Genomic DNA, 26,591 nt, shown 5'->3' on the forward strand with positions numbered 1-26,591 from the left:
CAGAAGTGGCTGACCAGGAGGCAAGCAGTGAACAGGGATCGGTCCGAGTACAACGGCGGCAGCCCTTCCTCGGACGGCGACGATCACGAGGTGGATCTCACCGGCGAGTTCGAAATCGTCTACGAACCTCCCGCCTGGTACGCCCAAAGCACCCAGGGTGGCTCCACCGCCGGCGGGCAGCAGGACGCCGCGCGGACCTCGCCACCACCGCCGACCGGAGCGCCCGTCGGGTCGCCCGCCGGGCCGCCGGGAGTTCCCGCACAGCAGCGTCCCGCACAGCCTGCACCGCCCGCACCGGCGCAGCAGCAGGCCCAGGCCGCACCGCAGCAGCCCGCACAGCCTCAGGGCACGCCCGGCGCGCCCCAGCAGGGCCCTGCCACGAGTGGCTACGGATATCCGCAGCAGCAGGCCGCGCCGGGCACCGCCCCCGCCCCCGGCGGTTACGGCTACCCCCAGCAGGCCGGTGCCGGTGCGCCCCAACAGCAGCCTCCGGCCCAGCCGCCCGCCGCACCCCAGCCGCCGACCCCTGCCCAGCCCTCCGTCGCCGCGCCCGGATTCCCCGTGCTGCGCCCGGTCGGCGAGGACACTCAGGGCGGCCCGGCCCCGACCGCCACCCCGGCGGCGGGCGTTCCCGCGGCGGCCGTCCCCGAACAGCCCGCCCCCGCGCAGCCGGAGGTCGAGCTCAACCATGCCGCCGCCGACGCCGAGGCGGCCATGCTGTTCGGCGGTGCCGACGACGTGGAGCCGGCGGAGGAGCCGAGCGCCGAGGCGGAGTCGGGTGACTCCACCGCACCGGTGTCCGGTGCCGACGCGGACTCCCCCGCGCACTCCGACCCCGAGGCCGAGCCGGCGACGGCGGAAGCAGAGGCACCGGCCGCGCCGGCACCCGCAGCTCCCCCGCAGCCGCCCGCGGCTCAGCCCCAGCCCACCGGACAGACCCCCGTGCCGCCCCAGGCCGCCCCCGGACTCCCCCCGCTGCCGCAGGGCTTCCCGCCCGCCCACCCCGGCCAGGGAGCACCGCAGCAGGCAGGGCACCCGGACCAGCAGGCCGCGGCCGCCGCCCAGGCCGCCGGTTACGGCTACCCCCAGCCTCCTGCCCAGCCGCAGCCCGGACAGCCCGGACACCAGGCCCCTCCGCAGGGGGCGTTCGGCCCGGCCCAGCAGCCCGGCTACCCGCCGCAGCAGCCGGAGTACCAGGCGCCGCAGGGCGGACAGCCCGCACCGGTCGACCCGCGGCAGGCGCCCCAGCCCGCACAGCCCATGCCCCCGGCACAGCCGCAGCCGCCGGCCCCCGGTTACGGCTACCCGCAGCAGGCACCCCCGCCCGCACAGCCCGGTTACGGCTACCCGCCCCAGCAGCCTGGCTACGGCTACCCGCAGCCCGCCCAGCCGCAGCAGCCGGCCCAGCCCGCGCCGCCGCAGCAGCCCTCGCAGCCCCAGCAACAGCCCCCGGCCCAGCCCCAGCAGTACCCCGCCGCCCCGCCCGCCGCCTACGGCGACCAGGGCTGGGGTGCCCCGGCCGGTCCGCAGCCCGGCGGGCCCGGTGCCCCCCAGCAGCAGGCCGCGCCCGGCACCCCGCTCGGCTACAACGCGGCCGTCGAGCTCTCCTCCGACCGGCTGCTGCGCAACCAGCCCAAGGCCCGCAAGAACAACCAGGGCCCGTCGCGCTTCAAGCTCGGCGCGAAGAAGGAGGAGGAGGCGCGGCAGCGGAAGATCGGTGTGATCCGTACGCCGGTGATGTCCTGCTACCGGATCGCGGTGATCAGCCTCAAGGGCGGCGTCGGCAAGACCACGACGACCATGTCGCTCGGTGCCACGCTCGCCAGCGAGCGTCAGGACAAGATCCTGGCGATCGACGCCAACCCGGACGCCGGCACCCTCGGCCGACGGGTCCGGCGCGAGACGGGCGCGACCATCCGCGACCTGGTCCAGGCGATCCCGCAGCTGCACAGCTACATGGACATCCGCCGCTTCACCTCGCAGGCGCCGTCGGGCCTCGAGATCATCGCCAACGACGTGGACCCGGCGGTCTCCACCACCTTCAACGACCAGGACTACCGCAGCGCGCTCGACGTGCTGGGCAGGCAGTACCCGATCATCCTCACGGACTCGGGCACCGGTCTGCTCTACAGCGCGATGCGCGGAGTCCTCGACCTCGCCGACCAGTTGATCATCATCTCCACCCCCTCGGTGGACGGCGCGAGCAGCGCCTCGACGACGCTCGACTGGCTGTCGTCGAACGGCTTCGCCGACCTCGTCCAGCGGTCGATCACTGTGATCTCCGGTGTCCGCGAGACGGGCAAGATGATCAAGGTGGAGGACATCGTCGCGCACTTCGAGACCCGGTGCCGCTCCGTCGTCGTGATCCCCTTCGACGAACACCTCGCGGCGGGCGCCGAGGTGGACCTCGACATGATGCGGCCCAAGACCCGCGAGGCCTACTTCGATCTCGCCGCCATCGTCGCCGAGGACTTCGCCCGTACGCAGCAGGGCTTCGGCAACCCGAACATGCAGTACCCGCAGCAGCAGCCCCAGCAGGGGTACGCGCCCCAGCAGCAGCCCTACGCCCAGCCCGGCGGCGCCCCGCCGCCGGGGCAGGAATGGCAGCAGCAGCCCCCGCAGCAGCCCGCACCGGGCCAGGGCTGGCAGCAGCAGGCGCCCCCGCCGCAGGATCCGCAGCAGGGCGCCGTACCGCCCGGCTGGACACAGCAGTAAGGCAAAGCCAGAGGGCCGGCACCATCACGGTGCCGGCCCTCTGGCATGAGTTCAGGCGCGGAATCAGGCGCCCTCGATCAACTCACGGCAGCGCTGCACGTCCTCCGCGATCGCCTTCAGCAGTGCCTCCAGCGAGTCGAACTTCGCCTGGCCGCGCACGAAAGCGAGGAAGTCGACGGCCACGTGCAGGCCGTACAGATCCAGCCCCACCCGATCGATGGCGTACGCCTCCACCGTGCGCTCGGTGCCGTCGAACTGCGGGTTCGTGCCGACGGAGATCGCGGCCGGCATCGCCTCGCCGTTCGCGTGCAGCCAGCCCGCGTAGACGCCGTCGGCCGGGATCGCGGTGTGGGGCAGGGTCTCGACGTTGGCGGTGGGGAAGCCCATCTCGCGCCCCCGCTGCGCCCCTCGTACGACCACGCCCTCCACCCGGTGCGGGCGGCCCAGGATCTCGCCGGCGCCCTCGACGTCGCCCTCGGCGACCAGGCGGCGGGTCAGGGTCGAGGAGAACGGCTCGCCGCCGCCCGCCGTGCCGGACACGTACAGGTCGACGACCTCGACCTCGAAGTCGTAGACCTTTCCCTGCGCGACGAGGAAGTCGACATTTCCCGCGGCCTTGTGGCCGAAGCGGAAGTTGGGGCCCTCGACGACCGCCTTCGCGTGCAGCTTGTCGACGAGGACCTTGACGACGAAGTCGGCGGGCGAGAGCTTCGAGAACTCCTTGGTGAACGGGAGGATCAGGACCGCGTCCACGCCCAGTTCGGCCATGAGTTCGGCGCGCCGGTGGTGCGGGGCGAGCAGCGGCGGGTGGCTGCCGGGGCGGACGACCTCGCTGGGGTGCGGGTCGAAGGTGACGACGACGGAGGGAACGCCCAGCTCACGGGCGCGTTCCACGGCATGCCGGATGATCAGCTGGTGCCCGCGGTGGACTCCGTCGTAGGAACCGATGGTGACGACGCTGCGCCCCCAGTCCTCGGGGATGTCCTCCAAGCCACGCCAGCGCTGCACTGTGACCGCTCCTTGTCGAACCCGGGTTCGTCTCTTTGCCTGTTACGCAGGTCTAAGAGTGCCATGCCGCGTGCCCGGGCCCCGCATCGGCATGGGGCCTGTGACCCGACCCACGCAAACCGGACGAACGTCAGGCGGGCACCCGTACGCCCGCCAGGTTCTCGATCATCCTGCGCGCGCTGGGCCCCACCACCGCCGCCCACTCCTGCGGGGCTTCGGCCAGCCACCCGGCGACCAGCGCGGCGAAGCCGGGGACATGGCGGCCCAGGTCGACGAGACCGCGGTCGAAGCGGGTCGCGCCGTCCGGGGTGCGGACGAGGAGGAGGCCGGTGCGGTGGACGAGTTCACGGAGGTCGTCACCGCCGCGCTCGGCGGCGGTGTGCAGCACCGCCGCCAGTACGGCCGGTTCCTGCTCGTGGATCAGGAGGGATTCGAGCAGCTCACGACGGAGGGCGCGGGAGGCGGGGGCGCCGGGAGTGGCCAGTACGGTGGCCAACGCGGCCCGCACCTGCTCGGGACCGCCGTCCAGCAGGCCGGTGACCAGCGGGAACAGTACGGCCCGGGCGGCTGGGCCCTGGTCCAGGCGCCGGTCCACGTACGCGGCCACGTCGGCGGCCGTCTCCGGGTGCCGCTCCACCGCCTCCCGGACGAGCCCGGCGACCCGGCGGGCCAGCGCGGGCGTGGTGACGTCGGTGAGCGTGCGCAGGGCCTCCCCGGCGTCCGGGCGCTGCAGCCGGGCGCGGAAGGCCTCCAGGACCCGGTCGGGGGCGGTCGTGAGCGCGGGGACCAGCGCACTGGGCGGGAACTGGGGGTCGCCGGCCGCGAAGTGCCGTAGCGCCTGCGGGAGATGGCGGGCACGCGTGCGTGGATCCCGTACGAGCAGGGCGAGCGCGCCGCCGTGCAGGGTGCAGTCGGCGGGGCGGGCGAGCAGGGCCAGGGCGGCGTAGCGCAGCAGTTCGTGGTCGGCCTCGGTGCGCACGTGCGGGGCGGCGCGCAGGCCGTATGCCACCGCCGCCACCCGCCGCGCCGGCCGCTCGTCGTGCGCCCACCGGTCGACGGCCCGGCACACGGCCGACGGCTCGTCCTCGGCCAGCACCGCGAGCAGCTCGTCGGCCCGCCGGTGCGCGCTGCCGACGAGGACCTCGGCGAGGTCGTCCAGGGCCCGGTGCCGGTGGGTGTGCAGCAGCGCCTGGGCGGCCTTCGCGACGGTCGCGTGCGGGGTGGCGGGCAGCGGTCGTTCGTCGTCGAACCAGTGGGTGAGGTGTCGTTGTACGACGGTGGGGTCGGCGGCGAGCAGTCCGGCGGCGGCGTCCAGGTAACGCGGGCCGGGCTCCTGCGGGGGGCCGTCGGCGAGGACGAGCCGGCGGAGCAGGTCGAAGCGGAGGTCCTGCGGGAGCGGCAGGGCGGTCCAGAAGTCGGGGCCGAATTCCGTGGGTGCGGGGCGGTCCTGGTGCCGCCGGGCCACGATCCGGTCGGTGAGCAGGCGTAGGACGGCCGTGTACGGCATCGCGTCGGGGACGCGCCGCAGGACCTCGGCGAGCAGGCGGGCCGCCCACCAGGAGTGCGGGTCGGCGTCGAGCGCGTCGACCAACTCCTCCAGGCGGTGGGCGAGTTGGAGCGTGCCGTGCTGGCGGGCGACGAGCAGCAGGGCCTGGACGACGGGGCCGATGCGGTGGTGGGGGACGGGGAGGGCGTGCCGCTTCGCGGGCGGGTCGGTGCGGTGGCGATGGACCAGGGCGCGGAGGGCCTCGTCCAGGTCCAGGTGCATGCCCTGGATCCAGTCGGCGAGTTCCTCGTGGGCGAAGCGGTAGCCGTTGCCGGCGGGGACGAGAAGGCCCTCGGTGAGGACGGCGGACGCCCAGCCGGTGCCGCCGAGCCGCGCGGGGGCCTGTCCCCAGGGGAACACCGCCTCGAACGACGCCCGGTCCAGCTCGCCCTGGCCGGGGCCGAGGCTGCGGCGGGCGGCCTCGTGGACCTGGCCGGAGACCTTGGCGGCGAGGCGGCGTACGGCGGTGCCGCGCAGACCGTTGTCGGCGGCCAGGCGTACGGCGATGCGGAGGCACATCAGGTCGAGGTGGGCCTCGAAGATCTCATGGCGGTCGACCTGGGCATCCGGGGTGTCGGGGAGGGCGGCGCGGATCTCGGAGAGCAGGCGGAGGGTGAGGGGGTGGCGGGCGTCGGTATCGGTGAGGGCGCCCTCGGGGATGCGGTAGCGTCCGCGGGCTTGGCGGGCCTCGTCCTCGCTGAGGTCGCCTAGGTGCACGCAAGGCGTTTCTTCGCCCCCGCCGCCCCTACCCGTCCCGTCCCTGGGGGCTGCCGCCCCCAGACCCCCGCTTTCGGCCTGGACGGCCTCGTCCTCAAGCGCCGGACGGGCTGAAGTACCGTACCCGGCGCCCTCCCAGTGCTCCTCCCTGCACGCCACCACCAGCCGCGCCCCCGTCTCCCCCAGCCACTTCGCCGTCCCGGCCGTCCACTCCGCGAGGCGGTGGGCCAGGACCGGTGGCATCTCCTCGGGGCCGTCGAGGAGGAGCAGGAGGGGGCGGCCGGTGGTGTGGGCGAGCCGGGCCAGGCAGTCCGGGGTGATGTCGCCGAGGTCCGCGGGGACGGCGGATTCGGAGGCGGCTACGATGCGGGCGGCCCGGGTCAGCGCACGGCTCGCCGCGTCCGCGACCGAGCTGTCGTCGTCCTTGAGGTCGGCGCCGCGCAGCCAGAGGGTGGGGGCCGGTTCGGGGCTCCGGTTGCGGCGGGCGGCGAGGGCCGCGAGTTCCGTCGTACGGCCGCTGCCCGGCGGGCCGACGAGGCCGAGGACGGAGGCGGGGCCTTCGACGAACGCGGCGAACTCCCTTGCCGTGGCGGCCCGTTCGACCGGCTCCACGGCGTCAGCCCGGCCCACGTAACCCGCGAGGATGCCCGGCGGACCGTCCTGGCCCACCGAGGTGGCGGTCAGTTCCAGTACACCGGCGAGGTTGAGGTCGGCGCCGTACGCGGGCACCGTCGCCGCGTTCTCGGCGAGCAGGTCGGCGAGCGGACCGGCGGCGGCCGGGCGGAGCGGGACCGCGAAACCGGCGTCGCGCCGACCGCTCTGCAGCGCGGTGCCGAGTACGGCGACCACGGCACCGGTCGTGGCGTCGAGCACCGGTCCGCCGGCCGCCCCGCCGCCCAGCCGCAGCGCGTCCCGGCCTGCCGTGCCGATCGCCAACTCCAGGGCGTCGTCGAGGAGATGGAAGCGGTCCGTGGCGGTGTAGGTGACGGACGCCGCGCCCAGCACCCGCGCCTCGCGCCAGCAGCCCGCGGCGATCCGGACGTACGTGCCGCTCTCGGCCCCGTCCCGCGCGGTGACGGGCAGCGGATCCACCCCGAGGCCCTCCGTCCGTACGAGAGCCAGGTCCAGATCGGGCAACGGGGTCACCGCGTCGGCGGTCACGACACAACTCCGGTCGCCCGCGGCGTGCAGGACGAGCCGGGGCAGACCGTCGACGGTCTCGTGGCTCGTGATCACGGTCCCGCGATGATCGGCCACGAACCCCGTCCCACGGGGCCGCCCGGCCAGATCATGGATCCGCACGAGATCCTCGTCCCGACCGGGTTCCTGCCGCGGCCTCTCCTCACCGGGACGCTGCCGACCACGGGCATGCCGGGAACGGTCGTCGCGCGGCCCATCACCGGGGCTCCGCCGACCCCGGACACGCCCGGAACCGTCATCGCGCGCAGCATCATCGCGGCCCGAACCCGGTCCCTCACCGGACTGCCCCAGACCTCGCCGAGACCGGTCATCGCGCGGCCCATCACCGCCAGGCTCCTCACCCGGGCTCCACCGACCCCGGACACGCCGAGAACCGTCATCGCGCGCAGCATCATCGCGGCCCGAACCCAGTCCCTCACCGGACCGCGCCTGACCACACCGAGACCGGTCATCGCGCGGGCCATCACCGCCAGGGTCCTCGCCGGGGTTCCGCCAGCCCCGGGCACGCCGAGAACCGTCATGGCGGACCGAACCCTGTCCTTCACCGGACTGCCCCCGACCCCGCCGAGACCGGTCATCGCGCCGAGCCTCGCCGCCAGGGTCCTCGCCGGAGTCCCACGGCCCCCGCACATCCCGGAAGCGGTCGTCGCGTGCACCGTCGCTGTCAGCATCCCACCGGCCCCGCACATCCCCGGAACCGGCGTCCTGCGCGGCCTCATCGCCGGCCCGCCCCCGCGGCATCCGCGCGGCGTCGTCCGGTGTGCGACGGTCGTCTCCGCTCCGCGGGCCCCGTCCCGCCATGGTCGAACCTCCCGCCGTGCACCTGCCGTGTCTTCGACGGTAGGTGCGTGGTGATCGGCGGGACAGATCGTGTGGTGAAAGCGCCCCCTTCCGCTCCCCCGGTTCACTCCGAGCGCCTGCCCGGACGGGTGAAGGGAGGGGGGCGGGTGGATACACCCTAAGGGTGGGGGAACCGAGGGGGACCGTGGAGCGGCGGCAGCGACGACCCCGTGATCGCCGCTCCACGGGCGGATGCAGCGCGTGTGTCAGCCGAAGACGGCCAGGCTCTTCGCCTTGCCCTTGTGTTCCTCGACGAGCGCGAGGAAGCGGCCCTCGGGGTCGAAAACGGCCACGGTGCCACGGCCCGCGTACTCCTCGGGCATCTCCAGGCGTACGCCGTTCAGCAGCAGCTTGGCCCGCCTGGCATCCACGTTCCAGCGCGGGAACGCGGCCGCGGCGGCGTCGGCGATCGGCATCACCGTCAGCTCCTGCTGGAGCTGGTCCAAGGTCCTGGCGGAGTCCAGCTTGTACGGGCCAACGCGGGTGCGGCGCAGCGCAGTCAAGTGACCGCCCACGCCCAGGTCGGCGCCGAGGTCGCGGGCCAGGGCCCGGATGTAGGTGCCGGAGGAGCAGACCACCGATACGACCAGGTCGAGGACCGGGGTGCCGTCCTCGGCCACGGCGTTCCGGACGTCGTACACCGCGAAGGAGGAGACCGTGACGGGCCGCGCGGGAATCTCGAACTCCTCGCCCTCCCGCGCCCGCTTGTAGGACCTGACCCCGTCGATCTTGATGGCGCTGACCTTGGACGGCACCTGCATGATGTCGCCGCTCAGCTTGGCGATCCCGGCGTCGACGGCCTCGCGGGTGACCTTCGAGGCGTCCACCGACCCCGTGATCTCGCCCTCTGCGTCGTCGGTCAGGGTCGTCTGGCCGAGCCGGATCGTGCCCAGGTACTCCTTCTCGGTCAGCGCGAGGTGCCCGAGGAGCTTGGTCGCCTTCTCGACGCCGAGGACGAGCACGCCCGTCGCCATGGGGTCGAGCGTGCCGGCGTGGCCGACGCGGCGGGTCCTGGCGATCCCGCGCATCTTGGCGACCACGTCGTGCGAAGTGAAGCCCGACGGCTTGTCGACGATGACAAGCCCGTCGGGCGTCTGGTTCTTCTGGGTCATTCGGCGGCGTCGTCCGTCTCGTCGTCCTCGCCCGGCTTCTTGTACGGGTCCGCCTCACCGGCGTAGGCGGCACCGGCCGAGACCTCGCGCACCTTCTCGTCGGACTGGTGCGCCTTGTCGAGGAGGTCCTCGATGGTCTTGGCGGTGTCCGGCAGCGCGTCGGCCACGAAGGTCAGCGTCGGCGTGAACTTCACGCCCGCGGCCTGACCGACCGCGGAGCGGAGCACGCCCTTGGCGCTCTCCAGCCCGGCGGCCACAGCCGCCCGCTCCTCGTCGTCGCCGTACACCGTGTAGAAGACGGTCGCCTCCCTCAGGTCCCCGGTGACCCGGGTGTCCGTGATGGTGACGTGCGAGCCGAGCCGCGGGTCCTTGATCCCGCGCTGCAGCTTCTGGGCCACCACCTCTCGGATGAGGTCCGCCAGCCTCTTGGCACGCGCGTTGTCGGCCACTGGTCCGTCTCCTTAAGTGTCTTGCTTCTTGCTTCAGTCTTCGTCGCTGTGGAGTCTGCGTCGAACCGAGAGCAGTTCCACCTCGGGTCGCCCGGCGACCAGCCGCTCGCAGCGGTCCAGTACGTCGGCGAGGTGTCCCGTGTCCCCGGAAACCATCGCGAGCCCGATCTCGGCCCTGCGGTGGAGGTCCTGGCTGCCCGTCTCCGCCGCGCTCACCGCGTACCTGCGCTGGAGCTCGGCCACGATCGGACGGACGAGAGAGCGTTTCTCCTTGAGCGAGTGGACGTCGCCGAGGAGGAGATCGAAGGACAGAGTCCCCACATACATGTGTGTATCCGGATGTCCCGCCGGTTCGGGGTATGGGCGCCACGCTTCGACGCCGATACGGGAACCGTACACGCAACGGCCGGGGCCGATCGACGGATATTCACTCCGCCGATCGGCCCCGATCGCGTGCTACGACAATCAGCCGCGCGGCTTCTCGCGCATCTCGTACGTCGCGATGACGTCGTCGACCTTGATGTCGTTGAAGTTGCCGAGGTTGATACCGCCCTCGAACCCTTCGCGGATCTCGGTGACGTCGTCCTTGAAGCGACGCAGACCGGAGATGTTGAGGCTCTCCGCGATGACCTTGCCGTCGCGGACGAGGCGCGCCTTGGTGTTGCGCTTGACCTCTCCCGAACGGACCAGGACACCGGCGATGTTGCCCAGCTTGGACGACTTGAAGACCTCGCGGATCTCCGCCGTGCCGAGCTCGACCTCCTCGTACTCCGGCTTGAGCATGCCCTTGAGGGCCGCCTCGATCTCCTCGATGGCCTGGTAGATCACCGAGTAGTACCGGACGTCGACGCCCTCGCGCTCCGCCATCTGCGCCGCGCGGCCCGCAGCGCGGACGTTGAAACCGATGACGATGGCGTCGGAGCCGGTCGCCAGGTCGATGTCCGACTCGGTGACCGCACCCACACCGCGGTGCAGGACGCGGATGTCGACCTCTTCGCCGACGTCGAGCTGGAGCAGCGAGGACTCGAGAGCCTCCACCGAACCGGACGCGTCGCCCTTGATGATGAGGTTGAGTTCCTGCACCAGACCGGCCTTGAGGGCCTCGTCCAGGTTCTCCAGGGAGAACCGGACACCCCGGCGGGCGAAGTTGGCGTTGCGCTCGCGCGCCGCCCGCTTCTCGGCGATCTGACGTGCCGTGCGGTCCTCGTCGACAACCAGGAAGTTGTCGCCGGCGCCCGGGACGTTGGTGAGACCGAGGACGAGGACCGGGGTCGAGGGACCCGCCTCTTCCACGTTGTCGCCCTTGTCGTCGAGCATCGCGCGGACACGGCCGTACGCGTCGCCGACCACCATGGTGTCGCCGACCCGCAGGGTGCCTCGCTGGACCAGGACGGTCGCGACGGCGCCGCGGCCACGGTCCAGGTGGGACTCGATCGCAATACCCTGCGCGTCCTGCTCCGGGTTGGCCCGCAGGTCGAGCGAGGCGTCCGCGGTGAGGACCACGGCCTCCAGCAGGCTCTCGATGTTGAGGCCCTGCTTGGCGGAGATGTCGACGAACATCGTGTCGCCGCCGTACTCCTCGGCCACCAAACCGAACTCGGTGAGCTGACCGCGCACCTTGGTCGGGTCGGCACCCTCGACGTCGATCTTGTTGACCGCGACCACGATCGGCACGTCGGCCGCCTTGGCGTGGTTCAGCGCCTCGATCGTCTGGGGCATCACACCGTCGTTGGCCGCCACCACGAGGATCGCGATGTCGGTCGACTTGGCACCACGGGCACGCATGGCGGTGAACGCCTCGTGACCCGGGGTGTCGATGAAGGTGATCTTGCGCTCTTCGTCGTTGACCTGAGTCGTGACCTGGTACGCACCGATGTGCTGCGTGATACCGCCGGCCTCGCCCGCGACGACGTTCGTCTTGCGGATGGTGTCGAGGAGGCGGGTCTTACCGTGGTCGACGTGACCCATGACGGTCACGACCGGCGGACGCGCGACGAGGAACTCCTCGCCACCCTCGTCCTCGCCGAACTCGATGTCGAAGGACTCGAGCAGCTCGCGGTCCTCCTCCTCGGGGCTGACGATCTCGAGGATGAAGTTCATCTCGTCCGCGAGGAGCTTCAGCGTCTCGTCGGAGACGGACTGCGTGGCAGTGACCATCTCGCCGAGGTTCATCATCACGCCGACGAGCGACGCCGGGTTGGCGCCGATCTTCTCGGCGAAGTCGGTGAGGGACGCACCACGCGACAGGCGGACGGACTGTCCGTTGCCGCGCGGCAGCATCACGCCGCCGACCGACGGGGCCTGCATGGCCTCGTACTCCTGGCGCCTCTGCCGCTTCGACTTGCGACCACGACGTGCGGGACCGCCGGGACGACCGAAGGCGCCCTGCGTGCCACCACGGCCACCCGGACCACCGGGACGACCGCCGAAGCCGGGACGACCGCCGCCGCCACCACCGGGACCACCGGGACGACCGGCGAAACCGCCGCCACCGCCACCGGGACCACCGGGACGACCGGCGAAACCGCCGCCACCGCCACCGGGACCACCGGGACGACCGGCGAAGCCGCCACCGCCGCCACCGGGACGACCGCCGCCACCGCCACCGGGACGACCGCCACCGCCACCGCCGGGACCGCGGCCGCCGGGGCCACCGCCACCGGGACGCGGACCGGCAGCCGGACGCTGCGGCATCATGCCGGGGTTCGGACGGTTACCGCCGGGGCCGCCGCCGGGACGCGGGCCGCCACCCTGCGGGCGGGGCATGCCGCCCGGGGTCGGACGGGAGCCGCCCGGAGCCTGCGGACGGGGACCGCCCGACGCGCCCTGGGGACGGGGACCGCCCTGGCCTGCGCCCTGCGGACGCGGAGCGCCGCCGGGAGCACCGGGGCCACCCTGGCCGCCGGGACGCGGGGCGCCGCCCGGACGGGGCGCCTGCGGGCGCGCCATGCCGGTGGAGCCACCAGAGGTGAAGGGGTTGTTGCCCGGACGGGGACCGGCCGGACGGGAGCCCGGACGCGCGGCCTGACCACCCGGACGCGGAGCGCCGGGACGGTCGCCACGGTCACCGCGACCCTGGCCGCCCTGGCCGGGACCGGCCGGACGGGAGCCCGGACGCGGAGCCTGGCCGGCCGGACGCGGAGCGCCCGGACGGGCGCCGGAGCCACCGGAACCACCAGAGGCGGCCGGGGCTGCCGGTGCGGCGGGAGCCGCCGGGGGTGCCGTGAACTCGGGCGCGGTCGGCGCCGGGGACACCGGGGCGGGCCGCGGCGCGGGCCTCGGGCCCGGGGTGGGACGGGAGCCGGAGGAGGCCGGCGCGGCGGGAGCCGCGGGCTTCTCGGCGGCGGCCGGCTTGGGGGCCGGCGGGCGCGGGGCGGCCGGACGGGCTGCCTGCGCGGGAGAGGGGGCTGCCGGACGTGCCGGGGCAGCCTTGCGTGCGGAAGCGGGCTTGCCGCCTCCGTTGCCCTGCTGGAGGGCGTCCGTCAACTTACGGACGACGGGCGCTTCGATGGTCGAAGACGCCGAACGGACGAATTCACCGAGTTCTTGGAGCTTGGCCATGACGACCTTGCTCTCCACCCCGAACTCCTTGGCGAGTTCGTATACCCGGACCTTAGCCACTTCGCTCCTTTTAGGTCCGGGTGCATCCGGACCGTCGCTACTTCATGGGCGTACTCATCGCGTGCTCATCGAGTGCTCATCGCAATCTCGACCTACTTCCAACTCGCGGGGTACCAGGGCCGCACGGGGTTCCGTGCGACGCTCCTTACTGTGTTGCCTGCTCAGCAACGGTTGCCTGCTCGACGTATCGGCGCAACGTCTTTGTGTCGAGCGCTCCCGGGGCGCGCAGCGCCCGTGTGAACGCCCGACGGCGTACCGCCAGGTCGAGACAGACCAGGGCGGGGTGCACATACGCACCCCGGCCGGGCAGCGTACCGCGATCATCGGGGACGCATTCGCCCTCGACCGCCACGATGCGCAGCAAGTCCTTCTTGGCCGCTCGCTCCCGGCACCCCACACAGGTGCGCTCAGGGCATGCGCGGGCTCGCGTCCGGCCAGACACTCTTAAGTCTACCTCCCCGCACCGACCTCACCCCTTTGGGGGAAAAATCGAACGGCTGTTGTCGTGATCTAAGCCACCTGCGGCCGAGATCTATTCCCCGGGCTGGTCGGACGGCTGTTCGGTGTCCGGACGGATGTCGATCCGCCAGCCGGTCAGCCGGGCCGCGAGGCGGGCGTTCTGCCCTTCCTTGCCGATCGCCAGCGACAGCTGGTAGTCCGGCACCGTCACGCGCGCGGAGCGGGCCGCGAGGTCCACGACCTCCACCTTGGAGACCCGGGCCGGCGAGAGGGCGTTCGCCACCATCTCGGCCGGGTCGTCCGACCAGTCGACGATGTCGATCTTCTCGCCGTTCAGCTCACCCATGACATTGCGCACCCGGCCGCCCATGGGGCCGATGCAGGCGCCCTTGGCGTTCAGGCCGCTGCGGGTGGAGCGGACGGCGATCTTCGTGCGGTGACCGGCCTCGCGGGCGATGGCGGCGATCTCGACGGAACCGTCGGCGATCTCCGGCACCTCGAGCGCGAAGAGCTTCTTCACCAGGTTGGGGTGCGTGCGGGACAGGGTCACGGACGGACCGCGGACACCCCTCGCCACTCGTACGACGTACGACCGAAGCCGCATCCCGTGCTGATACGTCTCACCGGGGACCTGCTCCTGCACCGGCAGGATGGCCTCCAGCTTGCCGATGTCGACGAGCACGTTCTTCGGGTCGCGGCCCTGCTGGACCATGCCCATGACGATGTCGCCCTCACGCCCCGCGTACTCGCCGAGCGTCGCGTCGTCCTCGGCGTCGCGCAGGCGCTGCAGGATGACCTGCTTGGCCGTGGTGGCGGCGATACGGCCGAAGCCGGACGGGGTGTCGTCGAACTCGCGGGCCTCCTGGCCCTCTTCGAGGTCCTCGGGGTCCTCCTTCGCCCACACCGTCACGTGGCCGGTTTCCCGGTTGAGCTCCACGCGCGCGTGGCGGCGGCTTCCCTCGGTGCGGTGATAGGCGATGAGGAGGGCCGACTCGATCGCCTCGACCAGCAGGGGGAAGGAGATCTCCTTCTCCCGTACCAAGCCCCGCAGGGCACTCATGTCGATGTCCACGGCTACGCCTCCTCCTCTTCCTTCATGTCTGTGTTGTCGCTGTTGTCGTTGGCCTTGCGGTTGAACTCGACCTGGACGCGCGCCTTGTCGATGTCGCCGAAGGCGATGCGGCGGGCGGTTGCCTTACGGCCCTTCACTCCCGGCACTTCCAGATCGAGGCCATCGTCGTCCACGGCGAGGATGCGGGCGACCAGTTCGCCGCCCTCGTGCAGCTGGAACTTCACCAGCCGGTCCGTGGCGCGTACGTAGTGGCGGCGCTCCGTGAGGGAGCGCTCGGCGCCCGGGGTCCCGACCTCGAGGGTGTACTCACCCGCACCCATCGCGTCCGTCTCGTCGAGCTTCGCCGAGAGCGCGCGGCTCACATCGGCGACCTGGTCCAGGTCCGCACCGGTGTCCGAGTCGACGACGACGCGCAGCACCCGCTTGCGTCCGACGGAGTCCACGGCGATCTCTTCGAGATCCAGTCCCTGGGAGGTGACGAGCGGTTCCAGAAGTTCTCGCAGCCTCTCGCTCTGGGTGGTGCTCATCCGGGTGACTCCTCGGCCGCGTGTGCTGTTGTGGGTAGGTCGCGTGTCTGGTCAAAGGGTATCCGCTCCCGGGGGGTGTTGCCGTCCACGTGCGCCTCCGGCGGTGGGGCCGGGCGCCCTCGAGCTCGGGGGCTGTGGTTCGTGGGCGGGTGCGGGTTGTGTGGGGCTGGTCGCGCCCACGCGGCGGAGCCGCATATCGATACGGCCCCGCGCCCCTGGGTGGGTTGCCGCGAGGGCGACGGGATGCGCGGGTACCGTGATCACCAGCGGGGCCGTCTTCCCGCCCGTGTGTTCGTACGAGCTCCCCGAGGACGTCCGCCGTGCCGTACCCCCCGCCGCCGCGCACCCCCTCGGGGCCGCGCAGAAGATCTCTCCTCGCCTCGGCCGCCGGGGCCGCCCTGCTGACGGGCTGCTCCGACGGGTCCGGCCCCACCTCCGCCGGCGGCAGCCCGTCGGCCGCCGAACGGGCACGCGCGCGTGCGGCCCGCGACAGCCAGGGGCTGGCCGAGCGGTACGACGCCGTTCTCGCCGCGTATCCGACGCTGGCGGAGCGGCTGCTGCCGCTGCGGGCGGAGGTCGTACGGCACGCGGAGGCGTTCGGCGGGGCCGGCAAGCCCTCGGCCACGGCGTCCGGGCCCTCGCCCTCGCCCTCCGCTTCCCCGTCGGCCGTCGTGCCGGCGACCGAGAAGGACGCGCTCGCCGAGCTCGCCGCCGCCGAGCGGGCCCTCGCGGACCGGCGTGCGAAGGCGCTGCTCGACGTTCCGGGCGAGCTGGCCCGGCTGCTGGCCTCGGTGACGGCGGCCGGTGCGGCGCACGCGTATCTGCTGACGGAGGGGGCGAAGTGAAGGACCAGGAGCTCAGGGATCAGGAACTGAAGGCCCTCCAGGCGGCGCTGGCCGCCGAGCACGCGGCGGTGTACGGCTACGGCGTCGTCGGTGGCCGGATCCGCGAGGACCGGCGCACGGAGGCGAAGGCCGCGTACGACGCCCATCGGGCACGGCGGGACGCCCTGGTGCGCGAGGCGCGGGACCTGGGTGGGACGCCGGTGGCCGCGGCGGCGGGGTACGCGCTGCCCTTCCCGGTGCTGGACTCGGCCGCGGCCGTCCGGCTGGCCGCCGAGCTGGAGGACCGGGTGGCCGGGGTGTACTCCGACCTGGTGCGGGCAGCCGAGGGCGAGCGGCGGGGCCTGGCCGCCGCGGCACTGCGGGAGGCCGCGGTGCGGGCGGTGCGCTGGAGCGGCGAGAGCGTAGCCTTCCCTGGGCTTGCCGAGCGGGCGGCCACCGCCTCGGCCTCGCCGGCACCCACGGCGTAACGCGTACTGGAAGGGAACAACTCGCGCATGGTTTTCGCACCGCCGCAGCGTCTGGTCAGGGCGCTCGGTGAGACGGCACCGGACGGTGACGACTGGTTGGAGAAGCTGCCCGAGGCAGCTCAACAGGCCGTCGCGCTACGCGAGTTGACCGTGGAGCGGGTGCAGGTGCCCGGCGGGCGCAGCAGCCTGGTCGTGCTGGTGCGGCGGCCGGACGGGACGCCCGCCGTGCTCAAGCTGGCCCCGTCCCGGGCCCGCCCGGAGAGCGAGCGGGCCGCGCTCGCGCACTGGGGCGGTCTGGGTGCCGTACAGCTGCTCGAGGAGCCGCCCGTTGAGGGCGTGCTGCTGTTGGAGCGGCTGCATCCGGATGTGTCCGTGCGGTCGCTGCCCGAGGCGAAGGCGCTGCTGGAGGCGGCGGGGACGTTGCGGCGGCTGTGGGTGGAGCCGCCCGGAGAGCATGTTTTCGAGACCGTGGCAGAGCGGACCGGGCGGCAGGCCGAGCTGATGCGGGGCGCGGCCGCGGAGGCTGCGGCACTGGTGAGCGCGGCTCTCGACGCGCGTGAGGAGCTGTTGGCCGCGCCGCCTGAGCGGCGGTTGCTGCACGGGACGTTTCGGCAGAGCAAGGTGCTGGCGGGTGAGCGGTCTCCCTGGCTGGCCGTGGGGCCGGATCCCGTGGTCGGGGAGTGTGCGTTCGATCTCGCGCGGCTGGTGCGGGATCGGGTGGAGGATCTGATCGCCACGGCGTCGGGGGCGGCGACTACCCGGCGGCGGGTGAAGCGGCTTGCGGAGTCGCTGGAGGTGGATCAGGAGCGGTTGCGGGGGTGGACGTTGTTCCGGGCCGTGGAGTCGGGGGTTCGGGCGCTTCGGGTGGGGCGGCCTCGGGATGCGGAGCTGTTGCTCGAATTCGCCGGGTGGCTTTGAGTTCGTTGTCGGGTGCGGGTCCGTTGTGGCTGGTCGCGCCCACGCGGCGGAGCCGCACATCGATACAGCCCCGCCCCTTAGGTTGGCTGCCTCACCCTGAGTTTGAGAGCGAGGGCCGGGCAGTCGGACGCTGCTCTGCGGGCTCGTTTGATCGTTCCGGTGGGAACTGGGGTGCCCTCGACCAGCGGGTAGCCCCACTCGTCCAGCGTGATGCGCTCCGGGAGGAGTTCCGCGCACAGGCCGTGGCCCTCGCAGGCGGTCCAGTCGATGTCGATGCGCTGCTCCACGTCAGTTCTCCTCCGGTATGGGCAGCAGGGGTGCGGCGTCGGTCGCGGTGCACAACCCGCTTGCGTGAATGTCGAGTTCGGTGGCGAAGGTCGTCAGGGCGGAGCGGACCAGGCGGACCGTGCCGTCGGGGTGGTGGCAGGCGCCGCGGCCCTCGACGAGGCCGGCCCAGCGGGCGACGTCGTCGCGGGTGGTGCCCTGGGGGCCGGGTGCGGCGAGCGTCCGGAAGGCGGCGGCGATACGGGGCAGACCGTTGAGGCAGGGGCCGCACTGGCCGGCCGACTGGAGGGCCAAGTAGCGCAGCACGCGGGCGGTTTCGGCGAGGCCACAGCGGTCGGCGGGGAGTGCGGCGAGTACACCGGCGCCCATGTTCGCGGCATCCAGGCCGAGTTGAGCCGCCTCCGCGACCGGGACCCAGGTGCCGTGGTAGCCGCCGACCAGGACGGCCGACATGCCGTGCAGCGGCACCAGCCGCGCGAGCGGCATGCCGAACGGGGCTTCCACGACCCGGACTTCACGCCCCGGCACATGCACCGTGCACAGCGCGCTGCCGGGCTGGGCCGGGGTGCCGGCGCTGCGGAACCAGTCGGCGCCGTAGCGGGCGACCAGCGCGAGGTGGGCGAGGGTCTCGACGTTCTGGACGAGGGTCGGGGCCCGGTTCACTCCGCGTTCGCGCACGGGAGGGCTCTTGTACGTCGGGAGCGCGGCGCCTCCGCCGACGTACTGCACGAGGGCCGAGGACTGGCCGGACAGGAACCGCTTCGACAGCCGTAGGACCTTCACGGGGACGGGGTCGCGACGGTGGGCGAGGGCCGACTCCAGGTAGGACGCGCCGTCCTCCACGGCCAGGTGCGCCTCCTTCGCGCCGGTCACCGCGGCGGCCACCTGGATGCCGTCCAGGACGAGGTGGGGCGACAGTTGCAGCAGCGTCCTGTCCTTGCGGCTCGCGGGCTCGCCCTCGGCGCCGTTGGCGACGACGACGGGACTGCGGCCGGTACGGCGGCCCGCCTCGGCGACCGAGACCAGCTTGCGGTAGACGGGGAACGCGGCCCCGCCGCGGCCGGTGAGGCCGGATTCGGCGACCGTACGGAGCAGGGCGTCCGGATCGCCGTACGGCAGAGCGCCGTAGCGCTGCTCGTGGGTGGGGAGGTCGGCCGGGGCGCCGCCGGGGGCGAGCAGCCGGGGGGACATGTAGACGTCCGGGAAGGTCATGGTCACGGTCGGGCTCCTTCGGCCGTGCGGAGGAGGGCGGCGGGGGTGTGGCGGGCGGCGCGGGCGGAGTGCGCGATCCGGATGCCGAAGGCGGCGACCACCGCGGCCACGCAGGCGACAGTCAGCCAGGTCATCCAGTCGGTGCCGGTGTCCGTGCCGATGCCGATGCCGTGGACCAGGGCGACCGGCCAGGAGGCGTACGCCAGCCAGTGCACGGCTCGCCAGGCGCGGTGACCGATGCGTTCCCGCAGGAGGCTGGTGATCACGACCGCGAGCATCAGGTCGAAGGCGACCGTGCCGAGGCCGAGCCACAGGGGCTGATAGTCGGAGGCGAAGGGGACGATCGCGTCGAGGACGGTGATGTTGACGTAGCCGTCGACGATCGCCGTGGTGATGTGGAGGGCCAGGAAGGCGGTGGCGGAGAGGGAGAGGGTGCGGTGGAGGGAGACGGTGCCGAAACGGGGCAGGCCCGGGATCTTGCCGCGGAGCCTTACGGCTGTGCCGAGCAGGACCACAACGGTGAAGAGGACGAGGCAGACGGCACCCGTTGCCCGGTTGGCGTACCAAAGGGTTTCGGAGGTCATTCGGCGGTCCCCCGGTGGGGGCTGGGCGCGCCCCGCGGCGGAGCCGCTGATCGACACAGCCCCGCGCCTCTCAGGTCGGTCGGCCAGCCCGGCGTTGTGACGATCAGGCCTTCCTGGCTCACCAAGCGTGCCGGCAGCCCCTGCCTCGTCAGCCAGCGTTCCGCTCCCGCGCCCTTCACCAGGGCCGCCGTGGTCGCCGCGTTGGCTTCCGCGCAGCTACTGGCCGCGACCGAGACCGTGCGCCACGGGGAACGGACGGGCAGGCCGGTGCGGGGGTCGACGATGTGGTGGAGGTCGTGGCCGCCGCGGCGCCAGTTGCGGGCGGCCGTACCGGATGTGGCGAGGCCTCCGCTGTACAGGCCGACCGTGGCGTACGGGCCCTGCGCGGGCGTCTCCCCGACCGAACCGGTGACGTCCTGGACGCGGATCTGCCAGCCGCCCGCCGGGGGCTCGCCCGCGACGGCCGTGTCGCCGCCGAGGCTCACCAGGACGCCGCAGCCCGCGGCCCGGGCCAGCATGGTCGCGACCCTGTCGGCGGCCCAGGCCTTGGCGGTGGCGCCGAGGTCGAGGCGGACGCCGACCGGGACGGTGACCGTGCCGGTCTCGCGGTCCAGCCGGACGCGCCGCCAGCCCGGGGCGCGTTTCACCGTCAGCCGTACCGGGCGGTCGTCCTCCCGGACGAGGGTGAAGTCGCGGTCGTAGCCGATCGCCTCCATCGCCGAGCCGACCGTCGGGTCGACCGTGCCGTCCGTGGCCTCGGCGGCGTGCAGCGCCACGGCGAGCGCTTCCGCGAGGAGCGGGCTGACGCGGACCGGGCGGCCCTCCGCCGCGTCGAGTGCGACGAGTTCGGAGTCCGTGCGGAAGCGGCTGCAGGCCGCGTCGACCTCGGCCAGGTGCCGGGCCAGGAGCAGATTGCAGGAGTCCAGCAGGGCCGGGTCGGTGACGACCAGCCGGACGGTCGTGCCGAGGGCACGCCAGTCGGCGGCGGCCGTCGTGCGCGGGGGTGTGGTGGCGGTGGTCATCACGACGCCCCCGAGGTGGAGTCGGTGGAACCGCCGGAGGAGGAGGTGAGGCCGGAGGAGGAGTCCGTGGAGGAGCTGTCGGTCGAGCTGCTGCTCGACGACGAGCTGCCCGAGGAGGACGAGGAGTCCGAGCTGTCCGAGGAGTCCGTGCTGCTGCTCTTGTCGGTGGAACTCGTGGAGCTCGTGGAGCTGCTGGAACTCGACGACGTGCTGCTGCTCGCCGTCGTCTCCGCGTCCGCCTGCATCGTGCCGACGAGCGCGAACACCCCCGCCGCCGCAGCGAGCGTGATCGCCGCCGCGGCCGCCGCCGTGCGCCGTGTTCCTCTGCGGACCAACGCGGCGGCGCCCCGCTCCCTGCCTCTGCCCCTGCTCTCCATGGCCGTACCCCTCCGTAGCCGTAGTGACGCTGTGTCACGCACTACGGTCGGGTACGGCCCTGAGAGAAGTCTGTGAGGCGTTTGTACGCCTCCACAGAACTCCCTGAGAGGTGCCTCTAAATCACGCCGTCAGGCGGGCGATCGCCTCGTCCACCGTCAGCTCCTCGCGCTCGCCGGTCCTGCGGTCCTTGAGCTCGACCACGCCCTCGCCCGCGCGACGGCCCGCCACCAGGATCTGCGGTACGCCCATCAGCTCGGAGTCCGTGAACTTCACGCCCGGGGACACGCCCGCCCGGTCGTCCACCAGGACGCGGACACCGGCCGCCGCCAGCTTCCCGGAGATGTCGAGGGCGAGCTCGGTCTGCAGGGCCTTGCCCGCGGCGACGACGTGCACGTCGGCCGGGGCGACCTCCTTGGGCCAGCACAGGCCCTTGTCGTCGGCGGACTGCTCGGCGAGGGCGGCGACCGCGCGGGAGACGCCGATGCCGTAGGAGCCCATGGTCACGCGGACCGGCTTGCCGTTCTGGCCGAGGACGTCGAGCTTGAGGGCGTCGGCGTACTTGCGGCCCAACTGGAAGATGTGGCCGATCTCGATGGCGCGGTCCAGCTTGAGGCCGGTGCCGCACTTCGGGCAGGGGTCGCCCTCCTGGACGACCACGACGTCGACGTACTCGTCGACCTCGAAGTCACGGCCCGCGACGACGTTCTTCGCGTGCGTGTGCTCCTTGTTGGCGCCGGTGATCCACGAGGTGCCGGGGGCCACGCGCGGGTCGGCGATGTACTTCACCTTCTCGCCCCGGCCCTGCGGGCCGACGTAGCCGCGGACCAGGTCCGGGCGGCCCGCGAAGTCCGCCTCGGTGACCATCTCGACGACGGCCGGGGCGAAGTGCGCCTCGACCTTGCCCAGGTCGACCTCACGGTCACCGGGCACGCCCACCGCGACGATCTCGCCGTCGACCTTCACGAGGAGGTTCTTCAGCGTGTCGGAGCCCTGGACGCCGAGGTGGGCGGCGAGGGTCTCGATGGTCGGGGTGTCGGGGGTGGGGATCTCCTCGAGAGCGGGCACGCCCTCGGCGTCCACCGACTTCAGCTCGTACGTGATCGCCTCGGTGTTGGCCGCGAAGTCGCAGTTCGGGCAGTCGGCGAAGGTGTCCTCGCCGGCCTCGGCGGGAGCGAGGAACTCCTCCGACTTGGAGCCGCCCATCGCGCCGGCGGTGGCGGCGCAGATGCGGTAGTCGAGGCCCAGGCGCTCGAACACCTTCTGGTACGCCTGGCGGTGCAGGGCGTAGGACTGGGCGAGGCCCTCGTCCTCGGTGTCGAAGGAGTACGAGTCCTTCATCAGGAACTCGCGGCCGCGCAGGATGCCCGCGCGGGGACGGGCCTCGTCACGGAACTTCGTCTGGATCTGGTAGAGGATGACCGGCAGGTCCTTGTAGGAGGACGTCTGGTCCTTCACGATCAGCGTGAAGATCTCCTCGTGGGTCGGGCCGAGGAGGTAGTCGCCGCCCTTGCGGTCCTGGAGGCGGAACAGCTCGGGGCCGTACTCGTCCCAGCGGCCGGTCGCCTCGTAGGGCTCGCGGGGCAGCAGGGCGGGGAGGCTGACTTCCTGGGCGCCGATCGCGTCCATCTCCTCACGGACGATCCGCTCCACGTTGGAGAGGACCTTCTTGCCGAGGGGCAGCCAGGACCAGATGCCGGCGGCGGTGCGGCGGACGTAGCCCGCGCGGACGAGGAGCTTGTGGCTGAGGACCTCGGCGTCCGCCGGGTCGTCGCGCAGCGTCTTCGCCATCAACTGGGACATGCGCTGGACCGGTGCGTTCGCCATGGTTCTCGTACTCCTGCCGGGAAAGGGTGATGGCTAGGAGGTTAGCCGTGCGTGCTGCGCCGGTGGAAATCCGTTATCGGCGGCGGAGCGGGAGGAGGGCGCCCATCACGGCGTACGGCTTCGGGGCGCTGGGGAAGAGGACCTGGCGGGCCAGGTCCTCGTAGCCGAGGGAGTGGTACAGGCCGCGGGCCGGGCTGTCGGTGTCGATCGCGGACAGGATCGAGCGGGGTTCGGCGGCGCCGTCGGTGATGGTGGTGATCAAAGCGCGGCCGATACCGCGGTTCTGGTAGCCGGGGTGGACGTGCAGCTCGGTGATCACGAAGGAGTCGTCGAGCCAGGCGTCGTGGCCCCGGGCGCGGAGGTAGGGCTCCACGACGGTGGACCACCAGTGGGCGCGGTCGTTCGGCATGCCGTAGACGAAGCCGACGAGGCGGCCTCCGGCGGTCGCGCCGAGCGCTCTCGCACCGGGGTGGGTCATGTGGCGCAGGACGATCTGGCGCCGTACGGCCACCTCGTCCGAGCCCAGTCCGAAAGCGACGGCCTGGACGGCTAGGGCCTCGTCGACGTGCGCAGACAGGTCCAGGGGGCCGATGACGAGGTCCATGGCGGGAGCGTACAGGGGGGTGGGTGGCTTCAGAACAGCACACTCATGAAGGCGCCGACCTCCTGGAAGCCCACTCGCCTGTACGTCCTTCTCGCCGGGGTGTTGAAGTCGTTCACGTAGAGGCTCACGACCGGGGCCACGTCCGCCAGGGCGTAGCGCAGGACCGCTGCCATGCCGGGGGCCGCCAAGCCCCTCCCCCGGTACTCCGGGGCCACCCACACGCCCTGGATCTGGCAGGCCCGGTCGGTCGCGGCGCCGATCTCGGCCTTGAAGGCGACCTTGCCCTGGTCGTCGAGGCGGGCGAAGGAGCGGCCGGAGCCGACGAGTTCGGCGACGCGGGCCTGGTAGAGGAGGCCGCCGTCGCCGGCCAGCGGGGAGACACCCACCTCCTCGGTGAACATCGCCACGCAGGCCGGCATGATCGATTCCATCTCGTCCTTGCGGATGCGGCGGACGTACGGATCGGCGGCGATGTCGGTGGGCATGCGGTCGGTGACCATGAGGGGCTGGCGGGAGCGGACCTCGCGGGCCGGACCCCAGCTGGGTTCCAGCAACTGCCAGAGCAGGGAGGTGGGTTCGGCGGGGCCGACGATGGAGGAGCAGCGGCGGCCGGCCCTGCGCGCCCGGTCGGCGAAGGCGCGGACGGCTCGCGGGGTGGCGCAGATCGGGACCAGGTTGGCACCGGCGTAGCAGAGGGACGTCAGCATGCCGCCCTCGTACCAGCCCCACATCTCGCCGCCCAGCCGCCACGGGTCGAGACCGGCGACCTGCACCCGTGACGTCACGAAGGCGTTGGCGACCGGCTCGCGGTCGAGAACGGCGAGCGCGGCGTCCAGGTCGCTCGGTTCGAGGACCCGGGAGGTCGTCTGGGTCAACACGGGCGGGGCCTCACACTAAGGTCTGCTGATCTCCGCACTGTACCTGCGGAAGCTGGGCCGTGCCGCCCCCTGTGGCACCGCTCGCTGGTCAGCGACCGTCGGCTCGGCGTCCCGTCCCTGGGGGCTGCCGCCCCCAGCCCCGCTTCGGCCCTGAAGGGGCCTCGTCCTCAAACGCCGGACGGGCTGAAATACACCGGCCGGCACCTGGAGGCCAAGCCCCCACCGGGTGGGTGGGGGTTCGGGATGGTCGCCGCCTCGTCCTCAAACGCCGGACAGGCTGGAATTGTGCCGACCGACGCCGGGACGCAGCGCCCCAGCGGGCGGGTGGGTATCAGGGACGGCGAGACTCCTCAAACGCCGGACAGGCTGGATTGCCGACCGACGCCGAGGAGTGCCGCGCCGGCGGGTGGGGGGCTCGGGACGGTGAGAGTCGTGTTCGAGCAGAAGGGCCGCCCCTCCCCTGACCGGTTCGGCTACCGGCGCTCAGCCGGTACAGCACGTTCCGGCGCAGGGGCCCCTCGGACACGCTCGGGTCGTCGAAGTCGTCGGCCGGGTTGTATGGCATGCCGAGGCGGCGCATCACGCCCTGGGGGCGGAGGTTGGCGGTGGTCGTGATCGCGAGGATCTCCGGGAGAGCGAGGTTCTCGAAACCGAAGCCAGGGCGGCGCGAGCGGCTTCCGTTGCGTGGCCGTGGCCCCAGGCCCGGCGGGCCAAGCGCTGGTGGGCCAGGCGCCGATGAGCCAGGCGCCGATGGGCCAAGCGCCGGTGGGCCTCGACACCGGTGCCGTCGCTTCCACCGCCCGCCGGCCCCAGCCGCGGTGTCGGGGCTGGGTGCCTACGAGCTCGGGGGTGTGAGGAGTTGGCGACTGCGGGTTCGTCGTGGCTGGTCGCGCCCACGCGGCGGAGCCGCAAATCGACACAGCCCCGCGCCCTTTCGTGGGGCCTGCGGCCCCTTCAGGGCCGACGGGGGTCCAGGGGGCGGTGCCCCCTGGTGGGGACTAGGCCGTCAGCCCGCGACCGACACCGACGGCTCGCCGGAGGCGATGCCCTCCGCCTCCATCTGCTCGGCGAGCTTCATGGCCTCCTCGATGAGGGTCTCCACGATCTTCGACTCGGGGACGGTCTTGATGACCTCGCCCTTGACGAAGATCTGGCCCTTGCCGTTGCCGGAGGCGACGCCGAGGTCGGCCTCGCGGGCCTCGCCGGGGCCGTTCACCACGCAGCCCATGACGGCTACCCGCAGCGGGACCTCCATGCCGGTCAGGCCCGCCGTGACCTCTTCGGCCAGCTTGTAGACGTCGACCTGGGCGCGGCCGCAGGACGGGCAGGAGACGATCTCCAGGCCGCGCTGCTTGAGGTTCAGGGACTCCAGGATCTGGTTGCCGACCTTGACCTCCTCGACCGGAGGAGCGCTCAACGACACCCGGATCGTGTCGCCGATGCCCTGGGAGAGGAGCGCGCCGAAGGCCACCGCCGACTTGATCGTGCCCTGGAAGGCGGGGCCCGCCTCCGTGACGCCGAGGTGCAGCGGGTAGTCGCACTGGGCGGCGAGCTGCTTGTAGGCCTCGATCATCACGACCGGGTCGTTGTGCTTCACGGAGATCTTGATGTCCCGGAAGTCGTGCTCCTCGAAGAGGGACGCCTCCCAGAGGGCGGACTCGACGAGGGCCTCGGGGGTCGCCTTGCCGTACTTCTGCAGCAGGCGGCGGTCCAGCGAGCCCGCGTTGACGCCGATCCGGATCGGGGTGCCGTGGTCCTTGGCGGCCCGCGCGATCTCCTTGACCTTGTCGTCGAACTGCTTGATGTTGCCCGGGTTCACGCGGACCGCGGCGCAGCCGGCCTCGATGGCCGAGAAGACGTACTTGGGCTGGAAGTGGATGTCCGCGATCACCGGGAGCTGCGACTTGCGCGCGATGGTCGCGAGGGCGTCCGCGTCGTCCTGCGTGGGGCACGCCACACGCACGATCTGGCAGCCGGTGGCCGTCAGCTCGGCGATCTGCTGCAGGGTCGCGCCGATGTCGGACGTACGGGTCGTGGTCATCGACTGCACGGACACGGGGGCGTCGCCACCGACCGCCACGGACCCGACCTGGATCTGCCGGCTCTGCCGGCGCTCGGCAACCCTGGTCGGAACGGACGGCATGCCGAGAGAAATCGCAGTCATCTGCTGTGCAACCCCAAGTCGTGGATCAAGGCCCAGGTCCCGTCAGCGGCGGGCTCCAGGCTTCGAGATTACGGCACGTGCGGCGGCGCGAGCACATCACGGCCGTGAACACACTCAAAGGAAGGCGGCCTGGAACCGAGCATT

At 72.6% G+C, this 26,591-nt stretch carries 23 protein-coding genes and 1 pseudogene; 6 read left to right on the forward strand and 18 right to left on the reverse strand.

Features of this window, described 5'->3' with window-relative positions; genetic code table 11:
- Window positions 1-27: 27 nt before the first annotated feature.
- The gene (locus IG08_RS0116600; protein WP_052424728.1) at window positions 28-2,715 is read left to right on the forward strand and encodes an SCO5717 family growth-regulating ATPase; all 2,688 of its coding nucleotides are present in this window, start codon (window positions 28-30) and stop codon (window positions 2,713-2,715) included.
- A 63-nt stretch (window positions 2,716-2,778) separates the two neighbouring features.
- Here IG08_RS0116600 and IG08_RS0116605 read toward each other — a convergent pair whose 3' ends face one another.
- Window positions 2,779-3,723, reverse strand: coding sequence for a bifunctional riboflavin kinase/FAD synthetase (locus IG08_RS0116605; protein ID WP_030602138.1), 945 nt, complete (start codon window positions 3,721-3,723; stop codon window positions 2,779-2,781).
- Window positions 3,724-3,853: 130 nt separating this feature from the next.
- Window positions 3,854-7,288, reverse strand: coding sequence for a trypsin-like peptidase domain-containing protein (locus IG08_RS0116610; RefSeq protein ID WP_030602143.1), 3,435 nt, complete (start codon window positions 7,286-7,288; stop codon window positions 3,854-3,856).
- On the opposite strand from IG08_RS0116610, the gene IG08_RS60145 reads away from it, so the two are divergent.
- Window positions 7,232-8,041: a hypothetical protein gene (locus IG08_RS60145; RefSeq protein WP_158812254.1), complete on the forward strand. Its 810-nt coding sequence runs from the start codon at window positions 7,232-7,234 to the stop codon at window positions 8,039-8,041. The two genes, IG08_RS0116610 and IG08_RS60145, sit on opposite strands and share 57 nt — an antisense overlap.
- 191 nt (window positions 8,042-8,232) lie before the next feature.
- Here IG08_RS60145 and truB read toward each other — a convergent pair whose 3' ends face one another.
- The 7 genes from truB to rimP form a co-directional block, all read right to left on the reverse strand.
- Window positions 8,233-9,138 carry a tRNA pseudouridine(55) synthase TruB gene (gene truB, locus IG08_RS0116620; RefSeq protein ID WP_030602150.1) on the reverse strand — a complete coding sequence of 302 codons (906 nt, stop codon included), beginning with the start codon at window positions 9,136-9,138 and terminating at the stop codon, window positions 8,233-8,235.
- Complete coding sequence (gene rbfA / locus IG08_RS0116625) at window positions 9,135-9,587, reverse strand: 30S ribosome-binding factor RbfA (RefSeq protein ID WP_030602153.1); 453 nt, start codon at window positions 9,585-9,587, stop codon at window positions 9,135-9,137. The genes truB and rbfA overlap by 4 nt, the downstream gene beginning before the upstream one ends.
- Before the next feature lie 33 nt (window positions 9,588-9,620).
- Entirely contained in the window at window positions 9,621-9,914 is a 294-nt protein-coding gene (locus IG08_RS0116630; RefSeq protein ID WP_030602156.1) for a DUF503 domain-containing protein, read from the reverse strand.
- Between the two features lie 138 nt (window positions 9,915-10,052).
- The gene (infB, locus tag IG08_RS57145; RefSeq protein WP_078655618.1) at window positions 10,053-13,208 is read right to left on the reverse strand and encodes a translation initiation factor IF-2; all 3,156 of its coding nucleotides are present in this window, start codon (window positions 13,206-13,208) and stop codon (window positions 10,053-10,055) included.
- 145 nt (window positions 13,209-13,353) lie between these two features.
- Window positions 13,354-13,650 carry a YlxR family protein gene (locus IG08_RS57150; protein WP_078655619.1) on the reverse strand — a complete coding sequence of 99 codons (297 nt, stop codon included), beginning with the start codon at window positions 13,648-13,650 and terminating at the stop codon, window positions 13,354-13,356.
- 90 nt (window positions 13,651-13,740) lie between these two features.
- On the reverse strand, window positions 13,741-14,739 hold the full coding sequence (gene nusA, locus IG08_RS0116645) for a transcription termination factor NusA (protein ID WP_030602165.1): 999 nt from the start codon (window positions 14,737-14,739) through the stop codon (window positions 13,741-13,743).
- Between the two features lie 2 nt (window positions 14,740-14,741).
- Entirely contained in the window at window positions 14,742-15,266 is a 525-nt protein-coding gene (gene rimP / locus IG08_RS0116650) for a ribosome maturation factor RimP (protein WP_030602168.1), read from the reverse strand.
- 320 nt (window positions 15,267-15,586) lie between these two features.
- Here rimP and IG08_RS0116655 point away from each other — a divergent pair, with 320 nt between their 5' ends.
- From IG08_RS0116655 to IG08_RS0116665, 3 genes are read left to right on the forward strand one after another with little or no spacing between them, the layout of a single operon-like run.
- The gene (locus IG08_RS0116655) at window positions 15,587-16,111 is read left to right on the forward strand and encodes a hypothetical protein (protein WP_030602170.1); all 525 of its coding nucleotides are present in this window, start codon (window positions 15,587-15,589) and stop codon (window positions 16,109-16,111) included.
- A complete protein-coding gene (locus IG08_RS0116660; RefSeq protein WP_030602173.1) occupies window positions 16,108-16,578 on the forward strand; it encodes a ferritin-like domain-containing protein in 471 nt (156 codons plus the stop codon). The genes IG08_RS0116655 and IG08_RS0116660 overlap by 4 nt, the downstream gene beginning before the upstream one ends.
- A 27-nt stretch (window positions 16,579-16,605) precedes the next feature.
- Window positions 16,606-17,496 carry an aminoglycoside phosphotransferase family protein gene (locus IG08_RS0116665; protein ID WP_030602175.1) on the forward strand — a complete coding sequence of 297 codons (891 nt, stop codon included), beginning with the start codon at window positions 16,606-16,608 and terminating at the stop codon, window positions 17,494-17,496.
- A gap of 77 nt (window positions 17,497-17,573) precedes the next feature.
- Here the strand turns inward: IG08_RS0116665 and IG08_RS0116670 are convergent, their stop codons facing one another.
- The 4 genes from IG08_RS0116670 to IG08_RS0116685 are packed head-to-tail and all read right to left on the reverse strand — an operon-like array spanning window position 17,574 to window position 20,599.
- Entirely contained in the window at window positions 17,574-17,783 is a 210-nt protein-coding gene (locus IG08_RS0116670; RefSeq protein WP_030602179.1) for a ferredoxin, read from the reverse strand.
- Between the two features lies 1 nt (window position 17,784).
- Window positions 17,785-18,993, reverse strand: a complete 1,209-nt coding sequence (locus IG08_RS0116675; RefSeq protein ID WP_078655620.1) for an NADH-ubiquinone oxidoreductase-F iron-sulfur binding region domain-containing protein — start codon at window positions 18,991-18,993, stop codon at window positions 17,785-17,787.
- A 2-nt stretch (window positions 18,994-18,995) separates the two neighbouring features.
- Window positions 18,996-19,577 carry a ferric reductase-like transmembrane domain-containing protein gene (locus IG08_RS0116680; protein WP_030602184.1) on the reverse strand — a complete coding sequence of 194 codons (582 nt, stop codon included), beginning with the start codon at window positions 19,575-19,577 and terminating at the stop codon, window positions 18,996-18,998.
- A complete protein-coding gene (locus tag IG08_RS0116685) occupies window positions 19,574-20,599 on the reverse strand; it encodes an FAD:protein FMN transferase (RefSeq protein WP_078655621.1) in 1,026 nt (341 codons plus the stop codon). The genes IG08_RS0116680 and IG08_RS0116685 overlap by 4 nt, the downstream gene beginning before the upstream one ends.
- A gap of 24 nt (window positions 20,600-20,623) precedes the next feature.
- On the opposite strand from IG08_RS0116685, the gene IG08_RS0116690 reads away from it, so the two are divergent.
- The gene (locus IG08_RS0116690) at window positions 20,624-21,052 is read left to right on the forward strand and encodes a hypothetical protein (protein WP_234342896.1); all 429 of its coding nucleotides are present in this window, start codon (window positions 20,624-20,626) and stop codon (window positions 21,050-21,052) included.
- A 45-nt stretch (window positions 21,053-21,097) separates the two neighbouring features.
- On the opposite strand, the gene IG08_RS0116695 is transcribed toward IG08_RS0116690, so the two are convergent.
- The 5 genes and pseudogenes from IG08_RS0116695 to ispG all read right to left on the reverse strand — a co-directional run bounded on the left by IG08_RS0116695 (window position 21,098) and on the right by ispG (window position 26,447).
- On the reverse strand, window positions 21,098-22,801 hold the full coding sequence (locus IG08_RS0116695; RefSeq protein ID WP_030602193.1) for a proline--tRNA ligase: 1,704 nt from the start codon (window positions 22,799-22,801) through the stop codon (window positions 21,098-21,100).
- A 73-nt stretch (window positions 22,802-22,874) separates the two neighbouring features.
- Window positions 22,875-23,405 (reverse strand): GNAT family N-acetyltransferase, encoded by a 531-nt coding sequence (locus tag IG08_RS62810; RefSeq protein ID WP_030602195.1) that lies wholly within the window; start codon window positions 23,403-23,405, stop codon window positions 22,875-22,877.
- A gap of 29 nt (window positions 23,406-23,434) precedes the next feature.
- Window positions 23,435-24,283 (reverse strand): GNAT family N-acetyltransferase, encoded by an 849-nt coding sequence (locus tag IG08_RS0116705; protein ID WP_030602198.1) that lies wholly within the window; start codon window positions 24,281-24,283, stop codon window positions 23,435-23,437.
- Window positions 24,284-24,755: 472 nt separating this feature from the next.
- A pseudogene (locus IG08_RS61330) lies at window positions 24,756-25,000 on the reverse strand (GNAT family N-acetyltransferase); the annotation flags it as partial.
- 289 nt (window positions 25,001-25,289) lie between these two features.
- Window positions 25,290-26,447: a flavodoxin-dependent (E)-4-hydroxy-3-methylbut-2-enyl-diphosphate synthase gene (gene ispG / locus IG08_RS0116710; RefSeq protein ID WP_030602201.1), complete on the reverse strand. Its 1,158-nt coding sequence runs from the start codon at window positions 26,445-26,447 to the stop codon at window positions 25,290-25,292.
- Window positions 26,448-26,591 lie beyond the last annotated feature (144 nt).

Origin of the sequence: Streptomyces fulvoviolaceus, assembly GCF_000718165.1 — a bacterium.
Lineage (GTDB): Bacteria > Actinomycetota > Actinomycetes > Streptomycetales > Streptomycetaceae > Streptomyces > Streptomyces fulvoviolaceus.

What these genes read in the sequence shown, in the direction of transcription:
- IG08_RS60145 (WP_158812254.1), top strand. Translation starts at nt 7,232, where the DNA reads ATGATCGGCCACGAACCCCGTCCCACGGGGCCGCCCGGCCAGATCATG.
- truB (WP_030602150.1), bottom strand. Translation starts at nt 9,138, where the DNA reads ATGACCCAGAAGAACCAGACGCCCGACGGGCTTGTCATCGTCGACAAG.
- IG08_RS0116630 (WP_030602156.1), bottom strand. Translation starts at nt 9,914, where the DNA reads ATGTATGTGGGGACTCTGTCCTTCGATCTCCTCCTCGGCGACGTCCAC.
- rimP (WP_030602168.1), bottom strand. Translation starts at nt 15,266, where the DNA reads ATGAGCACCACCCAGAGCGAGAGGCTGCGAGAACTTCTGGAACCGCTC.
- IG08_RS0116665 (WP_030602175.1), top strand. Translation starts at nt 16,606, where the DNA reads ATGGTTTTCGCACCGCCGCAGCGTCTGGTCAGGGCGCTCGGTGAGACG.
- IG08_RS0116675 (WP_078655620.1), bottom strand. Translation starts at nt 18,993, where the DNA reads ATGACCTTCCCGGACGTCTACATGTCCCCCCGGCTGCTCGCCCCCGGC.
- IG08_RS0116680 (WP_030602184.1), bottom strand. Translation starts at nt 19,577, where the DNA reads ATGACCTCCGAAACCCTTTGGTACGCCAACCGGGCAACGGGTGCCGTC.
- IG08_RS0116685 (WP_078655621.1), bottom strand. Translation starts at nt 20,599, where the DNA reads ATGACCACCGCCACCACACCCCCGCGCACGACGGCCGCCGCCGACTGG.
- IG08_RS0116695 (WP_030602193.1), bottom strand. Translation starts at nt 22,801, where the DNA reads ATGGCGAACGCACCGGTCCAGCGCATGTCCCAGTTGATGGCGAAGACG.
- IG08_RS62810 (WP_030602195.1), bottom strand. Translation starts at nt 23,405, where the DNA reads ATGGACCTCGTCATCGGCCCCCTGGACCTGTCTGCGCACGTCGACGAG.
- ispG (WP_030602201.1), bottom strand. Translation starts at nt 26,447, where the DNA reads ATGACTGCGATTTCTCTCGGCATGCCGTCCGTTCCGACCAGGGTTGCC.